General features: G+C 68.6%; 14 protein-coding genes. 5 read left to right on the top strand and 9 right to left on the bottom strand.

All coding sequences use genetic code 11. The annotated features are described in order from the left end of the window. The first annotated feature begins 178 nt into the window (after window positions 1–178). On the top strand, window positions 179–1,198 hold the full coding sequence (locus tag E8D38_RS13365) for an STAS-like domain-containing protein (RefSeq protein ID WP_181179125.1): 1,020 nt from the start codon (window positions 179–181) through the stop codon (window positions 1,196–1,198). A gap of 91 nt (window positions 1,199–1,289) precedes the next feature. After that, complete coding sequence (locus E8D38_RS13360) at window positions 1,290–2,069, top strand: DUF481 domain-containing protein (protein ID WP_140631066.1); 780 nt, start codon at window positions 1,290–1,292, stop codon at window positions 2,067–2,069. Window positions 2,070–2,085: 16 nt separating this feature from the next. Here E8D38_RS13360 and pyk read toward each other — a convergent pair whose 3' ends face one another. The 8 genes from pyk to def form a co-directional block, all read right to left on the bottom strand. After that, window positions 2,086–3,516, bottom strand: coding sequence for a pyruvate kinase (gene pyk / locus E8D38_RS13355; protein ID WP_140631063.1), 1,431 nt, complete (start codon window positions 3,514–3,516; stop codon window positions 2,086–2,088). A gap of 74 nt (window positions 3,517–3,590) precedes the next feature. Beyond that, on the bottom strand, window positions 3,591–4,793 hold the full coding sequence (locus E8D38_RS13350; protein WP_140631060.1) for a phosphoglycerate kinase: 1,203 nt from the start codon (window positions 4,791–4,793) through the stop codon (window positions 3,591–3,593). A gap of 64 nt (window positions 4,794–4,857) precedes the next feature. Then, window positions 4,858–5,187 (bottom strand): AzlD domain-containing protein, encoded by a 330-nt coding sequence (locus E8D38_RS13345; protein WP_140631056.1) that lies wholly within the window; start codon window positions 5,185–5,187, stop codon window positions 4,858–4,860. After that, a complete protein-coding gene (locus E8D38_RS13340; RefSeq protein WP_246099473.1) occupies window positions 5,184–5,927 on the bottom strand; it encodes an AzlC family ABC transporter permease in 744 nt (247 codons plus the stop codon). Before E8D38_RS13340 ends, E8D38_RS13345 begins: the two co-directional genes overlap by 4 nt. A 137-nt stretch (window positions 5,928–6,064) precedes the next feature. After that, a complete protein-coding gene (locus E8D38_RS13335) occupies window positions 6,065–6,451 on the bottom strand; it encodes a hypothetical protein (RefSeq protein ID WP_140631048.1) in 387 nt (128 codons plus the stop codon). Window positions 6,452–6,561: 110 nt separating this feature from the next. Further along, on the bottom strand, window positions 6,562–7,410 hold the full coding sequence (gene htpX, locus E8D38_RS13330; RefSeq protein WP_140631045.1) for a zinc metalloprotease HtpX: 849 nt from the start codon (window positions 7,408–7,410) through the stop codon (window positions 6,562–6,564). Window positions 7,411–7,475: 65 nt separating this feature from the next. Beyond that, window positions 7,476–8,435, bottom strand: a complete 960-nt coding sequence (fmt, locus tag E8D38_RS13325; RefSeq protein WP_140631042.1) for a methionyl-tRNA formyltransferase — start codon at window positions 8,433–8,435, stop codon at window positions 7,476–7,478. A 4-nt stretch (window positions 8,436–8,439) separates the two neighbouring features. Beyond that, window positions 8,440–8,955 (bottom strand): peptide deformylase, encoded by a 516-nt coding sequence (gene def / locus E8D38_RS13320; RefSeq protein WP_140631037.1) that lies wholly within the window; start codon window positions 8,953–8,955, stop codon window positions 8,440–8,442. Window positions 8,956–9,218: 263 nt separating this feature from the next. On the opposite strand from def, the gene E8D38_RS13315 reads away from it, so the two are divergent. The 3 genes from E8D38_RS13315 (at window position 9,219) to E8D38_RS13305 (ending at window position 12,065) form a co-directional block, all read left to right on the top strand. Further along, window positions 9,219–10,415 carry a LysM peptidoglycan-binding domain-containing protein gene (locus E8D38_RS13315; protein ID WP_140631034.1) on the top strand — a complete coding sequence of 399 codons (1,197 nt, stop codon included), beginning with the start codon at window positions 9,219–9,221 and terminating at the stop codon, window positions 10,413–10,415. Between the two features lie 18 nt (window positions 10,416–10,433). Then, complete coding sequence (dprA, locus tag E8D38_RS13310; RefSeq protein WP_140631251.1) at window positions 10,434–11,531, top strand: DNA-processing protein DprA; 1,098 nt, start codon at window positions 10,434–10,436, stop codon at window positions 11,529–11,531. A gap of 81 nt (window positions 11,532–11,612) precedes the next feature. Further along, complete coding sequence (locus E8D38_RS13305; protein ID WP_140631032.1) at window positions 11,613–12,065, top strand: Smg family protein; 453 nt, start codon at window positions 11,613–11,615, stop codon at window positions 12,063–12,065. A gap of 69 nt (window positions 12,066–12,134) precedes the next feature. Here the strand turns inward: E8D38_RS13305 and E8D38_RS13300 are convergent, their stop codons facing one another. Then, window positions 12,135–14,441, bottom strand: coding sequence for a DUF1631 family protein (locus E8D38_RS13300; RefSeq protein ID WP_140631030.1), 2,307 nt, complete (start codon window positions 14,439–14,441; stop codon window positions 12,135–12,137). Between the last annotated feature and the right edge of the window lie 21 nt (window positions 14,442–14,462).

Here is a 14,462-nt window from a genome sequence, read left to right as displayed (position 1 = left end):
AGCGCCCACCTCGCCCCGGCCCTGGAGCGCCCCCGGAACAAGGGGCTGATACATCTCTCACAAGCCCTGTGGCGGCTCGACGAGCGCCCCGATGAACGCCGGTTTTGCACCGCTTTTCCGGCTCAAGGCGGCGCCCCCGGCGGCCACACTGGCGGTCCGATCCGAACGAGCCGCTGCCATGACGCGACTGGACGCCAACGCCCTCACCGCCTGGATCACCACCGGCGCCACCGACCATTCCAAGGGCCTCAGCCGCGCGGCGGCCGAGCGATTCGGCGTGTCGCGCTCGACGGCGCGCAAGGGCCTGGCCCGGCTCGTCGAGCAAGGCTGGCTGGTCCGCGGGGGAAGCCGCTCGCGGCCGGTCTACCGGCCGGGCGTGCTGCGCGAGGTGACCCGCAGCTACCCGCTCGCCACGCTCGAGGAGCACCTGCCGTGGGCACGCGACTTCGCCCACCGTTTCGAGCTCGGGGCGAACGTCGCCGCCATCGCGCGCCATGCCTTCGGCGAACTGCTCAACAACGCCATCGACCACAGCAGCGGCAGCACCGTGTCGGTTTCGATGCGGCAGAACCGCACCCATTTGCACCTGCTGGTGAGCGACGACGGCTGCGGCGTGTTCGACCGCATCCGCAGCGCCTACGACATCGAAGACCCGCAGCAGGCGATGCTGGAGCTCTCCAAGGGCAAGCTGACCACGCAGCCGCAGCGGCACAGCGGCCGCGGCCTGTATTTCACGTCGCGCCTGTTCGACGTGTTCGACCTGCATGCCAACACGGTGGTCTACCAGCACACCCACTGGGGCCGCCAGGACTGGCTGCGCAGGCATCCGCTGCAGCGGCCCGGCACGTCAATCTTCGCGTCGATCGCGCTCGACTCGGCCCGCACGGTCGAGGCGGTGTACCGCGCTCACAGCACCAGCGACTCGGCCCTTGGCTTCGACCGCACGGTGGTGCCCCTGCGCCTGGCCGCCGACGCGCAGGGCACGCCGCTGGAGTCCCGCTCACAGGCCCGCCGTGTGCTGACCCGCCTGCACGAGTTCTGCATTGCCGAGCTCGACTTCGCAGGGGTCACCCGCATCGGCCAGGGCTTTGCCGACGAGGTGTTCCGCGTGTTCGCCGCCGAGCACAAGCACCTGCGGCTGGTGCCGCTGAACATGAACGCCGACGTCGCCGCCACGGTGCGCGGCGTGTCGCCCTGACACGCTGATACCGATCTAACTCCGTGGCAGCCACCGCGGGTGCGGCATTTGCCGACCCCACCCGGTGTGCTTTTTCGCCCATGGAGTCCTCATGCTCGAACGTTTCGTGCGCCCGGCGGTGCGCCGCTGGCCCGTCGCCCTGGCGCTCTCGGCCGCCCCGCTTGCGGCATGGCCGCAGGCCACGGTCAAGAACGACGGCCAATGGCGCTACGCCTTCGGCGCGGGCGCCAGCCGCTCGTCCGGCAACAGCAACGTCGCCAGTCTCAACATCACCGGCGAGGCGGTGCGCGCCACCGGGATCGACAAGCTGCTGTTTGCAGGCCGCGGCGTCTACGCCCGCACCGAGGGCATCACCACCACTGAGAACACCCAGCTGGGCACCCAGTACAACCGCGACCTCTCATCGGAGTGGTTCGCCTTCGGCCGCGCTGACGCGCTGCGCGACCGGCCGGCCAACATCGCGTCGCGCTTCTCCGTGCACGGCGGCCCGGGCTGGCACCTGATTCGCGGCGAGCGGCTGAGCTGGGACATTTCGGCGGGGGTCGGCTACACGCAGGACCGCTACATCGCCCCTGCGGAGGTGGGCGGCGCGATGCGCAGCGAATACGGGCACACCGAGCTGGTGCTGGCAGAGGAGTCGACCCACAAGTTGTGGGACACCACGGACTTCCGGCAGAAGCTGCAGTTCTTCCCGAACCTGCAGAAAAGCGGGGAGTTCCGCGCCGCCTTCGACGCCAACATCGCGGTGGCGATGAATGCGGCGCTGAGCCTGACGGCCGGCCTCAGCTACCGCTACGACAGCGACCCCGGCGTGGGCCACGGGCCGCGCGACCTGCTGTTCGTGACCGGCGTGTCGGTGAAGCTGGACTGACGAGCCGGCAGCCGCGTCAGCCGACGCGGCCCACCTTCAGCATGTTGGTGCCGCCGGGGTACCCCATCGGCTCGCCGCAGGTGATGGCGTAGGTGTCGCCGGGCTTCAGCACGCCGGCGTCCACCAGCAGCGCCTCGGCACGCTTGAGCGCCTCGTCGCGGTCGGAATACGAGGGCATCAGCAGCGGCCGCACGTTGCGGTACAGCGCCATCTTGCGCTGCGACTGCAGCTGCGAGGTGAGGCCGTAGATCGGCACGTGGATCTTGTGGCGGCTCATCCACAGCGCGGTCGAACCCGACTCGGTGAGCGCCAGGATGGCCTTGCAGCCCAGGTGGTGGGCGGTGAACAGCGCCCCCATGGCGATGGACTGGTCGATGCGGCCGAACTGCTTGTTGGTGAAGTCGGCATCGAGCGCCACGTCTTCGGCGCGCTCGGCTTCCAGCGCGATGGCGGCCATCTGCTCCACCGTCTCGACCGGGTAGCGGCCGGCGGCGGTTTCGGCGCTCAGCATCACCGCATCGGTGCCGTCGAGCACTGCGTTGGCCACGTCGCTCACCTCGGCACGGGTGGGCACGGGGTTCACGATCATCGACTCCATCATCTGCGTCGCGGTGATCACGACGCGGTCGAGGTCGCGGGCCATCTTGATCATGCGCTTCTGCAGCGCCGGCACCGCCGCGTTGCCGACTTCGATGGCCAGGTCGCCACGGGCGACCATGATGCCGTCGCTGGCCTTGATGATCCCTTCGAGCACCGGGATCGCCTCGCTGCGCTCGATCTTGGCGATCATTGCCGGCTTGTGCCGCCACGGTTCACCGGCCACGTTGGCCAGCTGGCGCGCCATCTCCATGTCGGTGGCGTTCTTCGGGAAGCTGACCGCGAGGTACTCGCACTGGAAGCTCATCGCGGTCTTGATGTCCTCCATGTCCTTGGAGGTCAGCGCCGGCGCAGTGAGGCCGCCGCCCTGCTTGTTGATGCCCTTGTTGTTGGACAGCTCACCGCCGATCTTGACCAGGGTGTGCACCGCCTCGCCGACCACGCGATCGACCGTCAGCACGATCAGGCCGTCGTTGAGCAGCAGCGTGTCGCCGGGCTTCACGTCGCGCGGCAGCTCCTTGTAGTCGAGGCCCACACCCATCACGTCGCCCGGCTCGATGCGCGCCGCGTCGAGCACGAACTCCTGGCCGTGCTCGAGCATCACCTTGCCTTCCGCGAACTTGCCCACGCGGATCTTCGGGCCCTGCAGGTCGGCCATGATGGCGACCTCCTTGCCCGCCCGCTTGCCGGCCTCGCGCACGAGCGTGGCGCGGTCGATGTGGTCCTGCGGCTTGCCGTGCGAGAAGTTGAGCCGCACGACGTCGACGCCGGCGCGGATCATGCGTTCGAGGACTTCGGGGGAGGAGGAGGCGGGGCCGAGGGTGGCGACGATCTTGGTAGCGCGAGGCATGGATGTTCCTGTTGTCTCCGTCGTGATTCTCTTCAACACCCGCGGCACGCTTCCCGCGCGGCCGCGAATAAGGCTTATGCCGCTGACGACGCTGCGCGGCGCTGCAGGATCTCGAAGGCCGGCAGCGTCTTGCCCTCGAGCACCTCGAGGAAGGCGCCGCCGCCGGTGGAGATGTAGCCCACGTCCTTTTCGATGCCGTACTTGGCGATCGCTGCCAGCGTGTCGCCGCCGCCGGCAATGCTGAAGGCGCTCGACTCGGCGATGGCGCGGGCAATGGTCTCGGTGCCGTGGGCGAACGCATCGAACTCGAACACGCCCACCGGGCCGTTCCACACGATGGTGCCGGCGGCCTTGAGCTGCCCGGCCAGCGCCGCGGAGGTCTTCGGCCCGATGTCGAGGATGAGGTCGTCGTCGGCCACGTCGGTGGCGGCCTTCACGGTGGCAGCGGCATCGGGCTTGAATTCCTTGGCCACCACCACGTCCACCGGAATGGGCACCGCGGCGCCGCGCGCCTTCATGGCTTCGATCACGGCCTTGGCCTCGCCCACGAGGTCGGGCTCGGCCAGCGACTTGCCGATCTTCAGGCCCGCCGCCAGCATGAAGGTGTTGGCGATGCCGCCGCCCACGATGAGCTGGTCCACGTTCCGGGCCAGGCTCTGCAGGATGGTCAGCTTGGTGCTCACCTTCGAGCCGGCGACGATGGCCGCGAGCGGACGCTTCGGGTTGGCGAGCGCCTTGCTGATCGCGTCGATCTCGGCCGCCAGCAAGGGGCCGGCGCAGGCGACCTTGGCGAATTGCGCGATGCCGTAGGTCGAGGCTTCGGCGCGGTGCGCGGTGCCGAAGGCGTCGTGCACGAAGATGTCGCACAGCGCGGCCATCTTCTTCGCCAGGTCTTCACTGTTCTTCTTCTCGCCCTTGTTGACGCGGCAGTTCTCGAGCAGCACCACCGAGCCCGGCTTCACGTCCACGCCATCGACCCAGTTGGCCACCAGCGGCACGTCGCGCCCCAGCAGCTCGCCCAGGCGCCGGGCCACCGGAGCCAGGGAGTCCTCGGGCTTGAACTCGCCTTCGGTCGGGCGGCCCAGATGCGAGGTCACCATCACCGCGGCACCGGCCTTCAGGGCCATCTCGATGCACGGCACGCTGGCGCGCACCCGCGTGTCTTCGGTGATGTTGCCGGCATCGTCCTGCGGCACGTTGAGGTCGGCACGGATGAACACCCGCTGGCCGGCGGCCTTGCCTTGGGCGACTAGCTCAGAGAAGCGAAGAACATTCATGGTCGGGTTGAAACTAGGGTTGCGATTCTAAGGTAACCAAGTTACATGGCGACATCAGCCCGGCTCACCAGCCCCAGACGAGGCGCAGCGGCAACAGCACGGCCATGCCGACGAGGATGGTGCCCAGGATGCCGCGCCGCCAGAAGAAATAGGCGCTGGCGGCCGCCGCTGCAAACAGCCTCGCGTCGCGCCAGGTGTCGATCAGCTCGCCATGGCTCATCACGATCTCCGGCACCACCACAGCGGTCAGCGCGGCCAGCGGCGCGTAGCGCAGGCCGCGCTGCACCCATTGCGGCAGCACCAGCTCGCGCTCGGAAATGAAGAAGAAGCAGCGCGTGACCACGGTGACGACGGCCAGGCCGATGATGGTGATGAAGCCTTCGAAGGAGTTCATGCCTGGCCTCCAGCGGCCAGCTTCGACGCGGACCGCTGCGCGTCACCCTTCCGGCCGGCCTCGCGCCTCAACGCCTGCTGCAGGCGGCGCGCTGCACCGCCGCCGGTGCCGTCGAGCATCAGCCCGATGCACACCGCCGCGGCAATGGCTGCCACGATGTTGAGCTTGAGCGGCAGGGCGAAGGCTGCCACTGCGGCCGCCCCGGCCACCGCCGCCGCCAGCGCGGTGACACGGTCGGACACCAGCGAATAGGTGAGCCCGAGAAGCGCGAGCGTGCCGGCGAAGCCCAGCCCCCACTGGGTGGGAATGGCTTCGGCGAGCACGATGCCCGTCACCGAACTCGCCTGCCAAGCCGCCCAGTTCACCGCCACGCCGCCGGCGTAGTACTCCACGGCGCCACGCGCTTCGCGCGCGTCGGGGAAGCGCCGCATGAACATCACATAGTTGAGGTCGGCGGCGAAATAGCCGATCGCCATGCGCTGCAGGCGCGGGAAACGCATCAGGTAGGGTCGCCAGGCCGCGCTGAAGATCACGAAGCGCAGGTTCACGCACAGCGCGGTGGCCCACACCACCCACATCGGCGCGCCCACCGCCATGAGCGGCAACGCGGCCAGCTGCGAGCTGCCGGCAAAGACGGTGAAGCTCATCAGGAGCGCCAACGGCACAGACAGGCCGCTTTTCACCATGGCGACGCCGGTCACCAGGCCCCAGGCCGCGAGTCCGAGAGAGACGGGCCCCATGTCCTGGGCGCCTTTTCGGAAAGCAGGATCGGAAACGAGCTGTCGCAGGGAGGCAGGCATGCGGGGGATTCTCCCACCGCGCCGGTGCCTGCCCCGGCGCCGGGCGAGAGCCCGTCAGCCGCAGTGCGACTTGAAGATCAGGCGTCGTGCGCCCGGCTGGACTTGCTGCCGGCCTTGCCGGCGGGCCGCTCGGCCTTGGCATCGTCGCCGGCCGCCTCGGCAGTCGGCGATGCCTTGATGGCACCGCGCGCCAATGTGGGCGCCACGCCTTCGAGCTTGTTCTCGCGCATGTATTCGTCCATCTCGCGCCACCCGGCAAACACCGCGGCCTTCTGGGCCTTGGGGTTGAGGGCGTAGCAATCCTCGATGGCCCGCACCGCGTGGCGGCAGGCGCTGCCGATGGCCTTGCCCTCGGCTTCCTTCGACGCCGCCACCTTCTCAGGCGAATCGATGCCGAGCAGTTCGCAGCCGGCCATCGGGACGGCGGCAAGGGCAACGGCAAGCAAGGCGAACAGGCGGCGCATGGTGTGGCTCGAAAGGTCTTGTGGCGGATATCGGCTGTCCGTGGCAGCACTTGAGCGCCCGAAACGAAACCGGCTCGCCAGGGCGAGCCGGTTTGCGGGGGTGGCCGCGGTCAGGCGCCGCGCGCCATCGCCATCAGGCGCTCGACCCGTTCCTCGGTCGAGGGGTGGGTGCTGAACAGTCCGCGCAGGCCACCGCCGGACAGCGGGTTCATGATCATCATCTGCGCCGTTTCAGGGTGGCGCTCCGCCGCCTCCATCGGCATGCCTTGCGCATAGCGGTGGATCTTCTGCAGTGCGCTCGCCAGAGCCTGCGGGTCGCCGGAGATTTCGGCGCCGCCGCGGTCGGCCTCGAACTCGCGCGCGCGGCTGATCGCCATTTGGATCAGGCTGGCAGCCAGGGGCGCCAGGATGGCCACGAGGATGCCGACGATCGGATTGGCCGGGCGGCCTTCGTCGTCACGTCCACCGAAGAACATCGCGAAGTTCGCCAGCATCGAGATCGCACCGGCCATGGTGGCGCTGATGGTGGAGATCAGGATGTCGCGATGCTTCACGTGCGCCAGCTCGTGCGCCATCACGCCACGCAGTTCCCGCTCGTTGAGCACGCGCAGGATGCCGGTGGTGGCGGCCACGGCCGCGTGTTGCGGATTGCGGCCGGTGGCGAAGGCGTTGGGCGCATCCTCGTTGATCAGGTAGACGCGCGGCATCGGCAGCTGCGCGCGCTGAGCCAGCTCGCGGACCATGCGATAGAACTGCGGCGCCGTGGATTCGTCGACTTCCTGCGCGTTGTACATGCGCAGCACCATCTTGTCGCTGAACCAGTAGCTGAAGAAGTTCATCGCCACGGCCACGGCCAGCGCGATCATCATGCCGCTCTGGCCACCGATGACGGCGCCGATGGCCATGAACAGCGCCGTGATGGCCGCCATCAGCATGGCGGTCTTCATCAGGTTCCACATCGTCGGTTTCCTTTCGTACCCCTGCCCGGGGTTGCGGCAGGTAGATGCGGCTGCGCCGCGGGAGTTCAACCGGCGACGCCGCAGAGCTGCGTGCCGGCTGCCACCGGCGCAGCCTGGAGGAATTCGGCGGCACTGACGCGTTTGCCGCCGGGCCTTTGCAGCTGAGTGAGCGCCAGCGCCCCTTCGCCACAAGCGACGACCAGGCGGCCGTCGCTGGCCTGCAGCACCACGCCCGGCGCGCCTTGCGCATCGACGGGCTCGGCCCGCCAGAGCTTGATCGTCTGCTCGCCCAGCGCAAAGTTGGCACCCGGGAAGGGATCGAAGGCCCGCACCCGACGCTCTATCTGGCCGGCGGGGGCTCGCCAGTCGATCGCGGCCTCCGACTTCTCGACCTTGTGTGCATAGGTGACGCCGGCCTGCGGCTGCCTGGTGGCGCGAAGTCCGCCGCAGGCCGCGAGCTCCAGCGCCTCGACGATCAGCCGCCCGCCCAGCGCCGCGAGCCGGTCGTGCAGGGTGGCGGTGGTGTCGCGCGGCTGGATGGCCTGCGGCTCGACCAGCAGCATGTCGCCGGTATCCAGCCCTTCGTCCATCTGCATGATCGTGATGCCGGTTTGCACATCGCCCGCTTCGATGGCGCGGTGAATCGGCGCGGCACCGCGCCAGCGCGGCAGCAGCGACGCATGGATGTTCAGGCAGCCGAGCCGAGGCAGCTGCAGCACCCAGCGCGGCAGGATCAGCCCATAGGCGGCAACCACCATCACGTCGATCCGGGCCCCCTCGAGCGCTGCCCGCGCCGTGGCCGCGTCCTCGGGATACTTGCCGTCCTGCCGCAAGCTGCGCGGCTGAACCACCGGCACGCCGAGCTCGAGGGCGAACTCCTTCACCGGCGAAGCCTGCAACTTCATGCCGCGCCCAGCCGGCCTGTCCGGCTGGGTGAGCACCAACTTGATGTCGAAACCGGCCGCATGCAGCCGCTCCAGCGCCACCCGGGCGAACTCGGGTGTCCCGGCGAAGGCGACTTTCATCGGGTCAGAGCGCGCGCACTTCGTCGCGCGTCTTCTTAAGCATCTTGGTCTTGATGCGGTCCCGCTTGAGCGGCGAGAGGTATTCGACGAACACCTTGCCCATCAGGTGGTCCATCTCGTGCTGCACGCACACCGCCAGCAGGCCGTCGGCCTCGAACTGGTGGATCTGGCCGTCGCGGCCGAGCGCCTTGACCGTCACGCGGGCGTGGCGCTTGACCTTGTCGTACACCTGGGGCACCGATAGACAACCTTCATCGCCCATCGTCATTTCATCGCTGGCCCAGACGATCTCCGGGTTGATGAGCACACGCGGCTCGTTGCGCTCTTCGGAGGTGTCGATCACGATCACCCGCTCATGGACGTCGACCTGGGTCGCGGCGAGGCCGACCCCCTGGGCGTCGTACATCGTCTCGAACATATCGTCCACCAACTGACGGATGCGTTCGTCGACCTCGGCCACCGGCTTGGCAACGGTATGCAGGCGAGGGTCGGGATAGCGGAGGATGTTCAGCAAAGCCATGGCGATCGATCGAAAAGCGAGAAGCCATCCACGGGGCCTATGGGTGTCAAGACTGTGGATGGCGCGCAACGAAAGCCACGGTTTCGACTCATCGGGAGCCGGATACCTGAGGCCAATTTCATTGCGGCATCAATGGTTTATGGGCAGAATCTGTGAAACTAAGTGAGGATTTTCGGCGAAGCTGCAAGGCCACGCACGAGGACCCCCTATCAACCACAGGGCGTTGGGAATTGTCGCACCGGCGCCGCTTGGAGACCGCTTCCATGACCCGTCGTGCCCCGCAAGCCACCCGCCCTGCCCGCCTGTTGTCGGGCGCCTTGACGCTGCGGGTTGCCGCGTTGGCGGCCCTCGGGACCCTCGGTGCAGGCACTGCGCTTGCCCAGACCTTCCCCAACCTGCCCATCACGCCCGGCCAGCGCGCCACGGCGCAACAGGTCGCGCAAGCCGGCGTGCCGCTGTCGGAGCTGTCGCCCAACGCCCCGGATTCCTACACCGTCAAGCGCGGCGACACGCTCTGGGGCATCTCCGGCCTGTTCCTCAAGAGCCCCTGGCGCTGGCCCGAGTTGTGGGGCATGAACATGGACCAGGTGCGCAACCCGCACCTCATCTTCCCCGGCCAGATCCTCGTGCTCGAAAAGTCGGGCGACCGCGCCCGCCTGCGGGTCGGCCAGCCCGTCGGGCCGGACGGCACCGTGCGTGTGTCGCCACGCGTGCGCGGCGAAAGCATCGACAACGGCGCCATTGCATCGATCCCGCTGCACCTGATCGAGCCCTTCCTCAACGAAGCGGTGATCTTCGAGAACAACGAGCTCGAGCGCGCGCCCCGCATCGTGGCCACCCAGGAAGGCCGCGTGCTGCTGAGCAAGGGCGACACCGCCTACGTGCGAGGCGAGCTGAGCAACCTGCGCGAGTGGCGCGTGTTCCGCTCAGCCAAGCCGCTGACCGACCCGACCACGCGTGAGGTCCTCGGCTACGAGGCCGCCTACGTCGGCACGGCCGAATACGTCCGCCCTGGCGATACCCGCAACGTCGGCGGCACGACCGAAATCATCCCGGCCACGTTCACGATCACCGGCATCCGCCAGGAAGCCAATGTGGGTGACCGCCTCGCCCCGGTGCCGGCGCGCGACTTCAGCAACTACGTGCCCCATGCGCCGTCCGGTCAGATGGCCGGGCAGATCGCCTCGCTGTACGGCGAAGCGCTGTCGGCCGGCCAGAACCAGATCGTCGCCCTCAACAAGGGCGCGCGTGACGGCATGGAGCGCGGCCACGTCCTGGCGCTGTGGCGCGATGGCAGCAGCACGCTCGACAAGACCCAGGAGCGGCCGGTGGCCATCAAGCTGCCCGACGAGCGGCACGGCCTGCTGTTCGTGTTCAGGGTGTTCGACCGCATGTCGTACGCGCTCATCCTGTCTTCGCAAGACCCGGTGCGCGTGGGCGACCGCTTCACGCAGCCCTGAACCCGCTGCTCGCCGGTGATCGAGCGCGACGAGCTGGCGGCCTGGCTGCGGCTGGCCGAGACCGCTCAGATCGGCCCCGTTGCCGCCCGCAGGCTGCTGGCGGCGTTCGGGTCACCGCAGGGGATCTTCGAAGCCGAGCCCTCAGCGCTGCGTGAGCTGGCGAGCCCCGCTGAAGCCAGTGCCCTGCGGCAGCTGCCCGAGTCATTTGCGGCACAGCTCGAGAAAACCTGGGGCTGGCTGCAAGCGGGCGACGACCGCACGGTCCTGACCCTGGGGGACCCTGCGTATCCGTCGGCGCTGCTGGAAACCGCCGACCCGCCATTGATGCTTTACGTGATGGGCGACGCCGGCTTCCTTCGCCGGCCCTGCATCGCGATCGTGGGCAGCCGCAATCCGACGCCGCAGGGCGCCGACAACGCCCGAGCATTCGCCGCCACGTTCAGCCAGGCCGGCCTCACCGTGGTCTCGGGCCTGGCCCTCGGCATCGACGGCGCCGCGCACGAAGGCGGCGTGTGTGGCCCGGGCGGCACGATCGCGGTGGTGGGCACGGGGCTCGACCGCGTGTACCCGAAGCGGCACCACGAACTGGCTCATCGCATCTCCCGCAACGGCGCCCTGGTGAGCGAGTACCCGCTGGGCATGCCGCCGCTGCCGCCCAATTTCCCGAAACGCAACCGCATCATCGCGGGGCTGGCCGGCGGCACGCTGGTGGTGGAAGCGGCGCTGCAGTCGGGCTCGCTCATCACCGCACGGCTGGCTGTCGAGATGAGCCGCGAGGTCTTCGCGATTCCGGGCTCGATCCACTCGCCCCAATCGCGCGGCTGCCACGCGCTCATCAAGCAAGGGGCCAAGCTCGTCGACAGTGCGCAGGACGTGCTGGAAGAACTCCACTGGCCGTCTGCCGCGGAGGAGCCGGCTGCGGGCGGCACGACCACCGCAGCCGCGCGCGACCCGGTCCTTGCCGCGCTGGGATATGACCCAACCAGCCTCGACGCACTGTGCGCCCGCACCGGATATGCGCCGTCCGAGCTGAGTGCGCGCCTGCTCGAACTCGAGCTTGCGGGGCAGGTGGCCCGTCTGCCGGGGCAGCTGTTTCAGCGTCTGGCGCAAGGCTGAAAAGCCCCACCGATACCCGCGCGCAAAGCCTTACTTTTTCCCGCCGCCGGCCAGCGACCCTCGGGTATAGTGGCCCGCATCATGTTTGACGTACTCGTCTACCTGTACGAAAACTACTGGCGTCCCGACGCCTGTCCCGACCACGCACAGCTGACGCGCAAGCTGTCAGCCGTCGGGTTCGAAAGCGACGAGATCCAGGAAGCCCTTTCGTGGCTCGACGGTCTGGCCAGTGCGGCCGAGTCGCACGACGGCATCCAGGGCGCCGACAGCCTTCGTGTCTACACGCTGGCCGAGCAGGATCACCTGGGTGACGAATCGGTCGGCTTCATCAGCTTCCTCGAATCGGCCGGCGTACTGCGCCCGCCGATGCGCGAGATCGTGGTAGACCGCGCCATGGCCATCCCGGGCGGCCCGGTGCCACTCGAAGATCTGAAGATCATCGTGCTGATGGTGTTCTGGAGCCTGGGCGAGGAGCCCGACGCACTCATCCTCGACGAGCTGTTCGTCGACGCAGCCGACCGCCTGATCCACTGACGCGCCTACGCGCTTCACCGCAAACGACGACGGCCACCTTCGGTGGCCGTTTTGCTTCCTGTCGGCCGGTCAGTGGATGAGCCGGCTCGGGTCGACGTCGAGCTTCGCCAGCGCGCTGCGCGTGGCTCGCACGGTGAGGGCTTCGTCCTGCGCGGGCACCAGCAGGCCAGCCTGCAGGAAGGCGGCCAGGCGGTGCTGCTGGAACAGCACCCCACGGCCGGCCGGCGTGACGAACAGCGTGAGCTGCTTGCGCAAGCCCTGCCAGGCCAACTGCACCGGCTCGTTGCGACCACGGTAGTCGAGCTTGTACCAGCTGCCGACCTGCAGCTCGCGCGCCCAGGTGAGCATCGCCGGCGTGGGCATCGAACCGCCCTCACCGACCACTTCGAGTTCGGACGACTCATGGCCCGACAGGTCCAGGACCATCGACTCGTCGATCTGCACGTCCTCGGCCTCGGGCAGCAGTTCCTCCAGCGTTTCGAGCCTGGCCATCAGCTCGTTCAGCCGCTCGGTCGGGATGGTCGCTGCCTTCGCGGTGAACGCGGCAGCCAGTGAATTGTTCAGGGCCTGGATGTGCTGGTCCTGCTTTTCCAGCGTGATGCCGGCCTGCGCCATGCCCTCGCGCAGCGTCTTCAGCAGAGGCGGCAGCCGGCGAATGACCTCGGCCCGCTCCTCGCGTGACACCTTGGCGCTGGCCGACCAGATGAGGTCGGCGGCGGCCCGCTTCATCACCTTGGTCTGCTCGCTGGCAGGGCCCGACTTGACGCCGGTCATGGCCAGCACGTCGGCCCAGACGTGGAACAGGAACTCGCGCACGCCCTCCTGCACCGGCACTTCGTTGAGCATCTTGCGCAGCTCGATCGTGTACTGGATGGCCAGCGTTTCGCGCTGCTCGACCTGCTGGGCCAGCGACACGCCCTTGCGCGTGGCCTCGTTCTCGTTCTTGAAGTAGTGCTCGAGAAACCGCTCGAACTCGGTCAGCACGGTCTGGAACACGCGGCGGCCTGTGTCCGGGTAGGCCTCGACCACCTGCACGACCCGCTTGATTTCCTTCTCGAGTGCGTCGCCCACCGCGCGGGTGGTGACGTCGAAACCCATCACGCAGGCCCCCATCCGGTCGATCAGCTTGCGCGCCGGATGGTCGGTGGTGGCAAAGAAGTCGGGCTCGCTGATGGCCACTCGCAGCACCGGCATCTGCAGGCGGGCGAACCACACGCGCACCGCTGCCGGGATCCGCTCTTCGGTGAGGATGCTCTGGAACAGCAGGGCCACGATCTCGATCGTGGCGCGTTCGATGGGTGTGGTGGCCGCCTGCTTCAGCGCCTGCTTGCGCACCTGCAGCTCCTGCAGGAGCGCCGGGGTGCTGACCGGGCCGCCGGCCTCCTTGCCGGGCGAGGGCGCGAGGCGCTGGTGCAGGCTCTGCTGCGCCTCGTTGATGGCGGCCTTGAGCCCCGGCGAGGGCTGCGGCTGGATCACGGTCGACGAGCTGAACTCCGGCACGTGCCGGCCGATCAGGCGGTTCAGCCGCCCGAGCACCGCCTCGGCGTGTTCGGAAGTACGGGCCAGGCCGGCCGCCCGGGTCATCAGCCGGGTCTCCTCGCCGACCGTGTGGCGCGAGAGTCCCGCGCTCAGCGTGGCGCCACCGCCCGGGCCGCTGCCCAGCGGCGTGTTGCCGCTGCCCGCATGTCCGCCGGCAGCACTGCGGCTGCGGCGGATGAAGGGCCGCAGGTCGATCTCGGGTCGCACGCCGTGGTTCACGAGCCAGCGGTTGGTCTCGTGATAGGCCTCTTCGACGAAGTGCGCGAATTCCTCGTGCAGCGACGGCTGCAGCGTGCGCCAGGCGTCGAGCGTGAGGCCGGCGCTGCGCCAGGCGTCGAGGACGAACCGCGCCAGCACATGGGGCCGCAATACGTCCTGGGGCTCGAGCTCGTCGCGCTGCTCGAGCACCGACATGCGCGAGCGAAGGTCGGTGAACTCCCAGGACGCCTTGTCCATCATCGCGAGCGCCAGGCGGGAACTCAGGATCTCCCGCTCGATGGTGTCGTCGTCCACCAGCGAAAAGTCACCGCCGGAAGACAGCCCGCTGCTGCGCGGAGGGTTCGCCTCGGCGGCCGTGCGGCCGCCCGCGGTGAGCGCGAAACCGGCGCCGCGCAGGGCGGTGATCATTGCGTTCTGCCAGCGTGCGCTCGCCTTGGGCAGGTCGATCGCGACGTTGCGGCGCTTGATGCCGGTTTCAGGATCAGTGGTCTGGTTGGCCAGCAGCCGCGCGCCTTCGACCACCGCATTGCCCACCTGCGCCACGCCCTGGAGCAGGAATTCCACATAGGCGCGTCGTGCCTGCGCGGCCAGAGCCTGAGGGTTGGCAGTGGTCGCCATGAGAGGGGCGATGCGAACTCG

The sequence above is a fragment of the Methylibium rhizosphaerae genome (assembly GCF_006386545.1).
In the GTDB taxonomy this organism is placed as follows: Bacteria; Pseudomonadota; Gammaproteobacteria; order Burkholderiales; family Burkholderiaceae_C; genus Pseudorivibacter; species Pseudorivibacter rhizosphaerae.
Note: the sequence above shows the minus strand (reverse complement) of the source record. Positions and strands in the feature narration are given on the sequence as shown.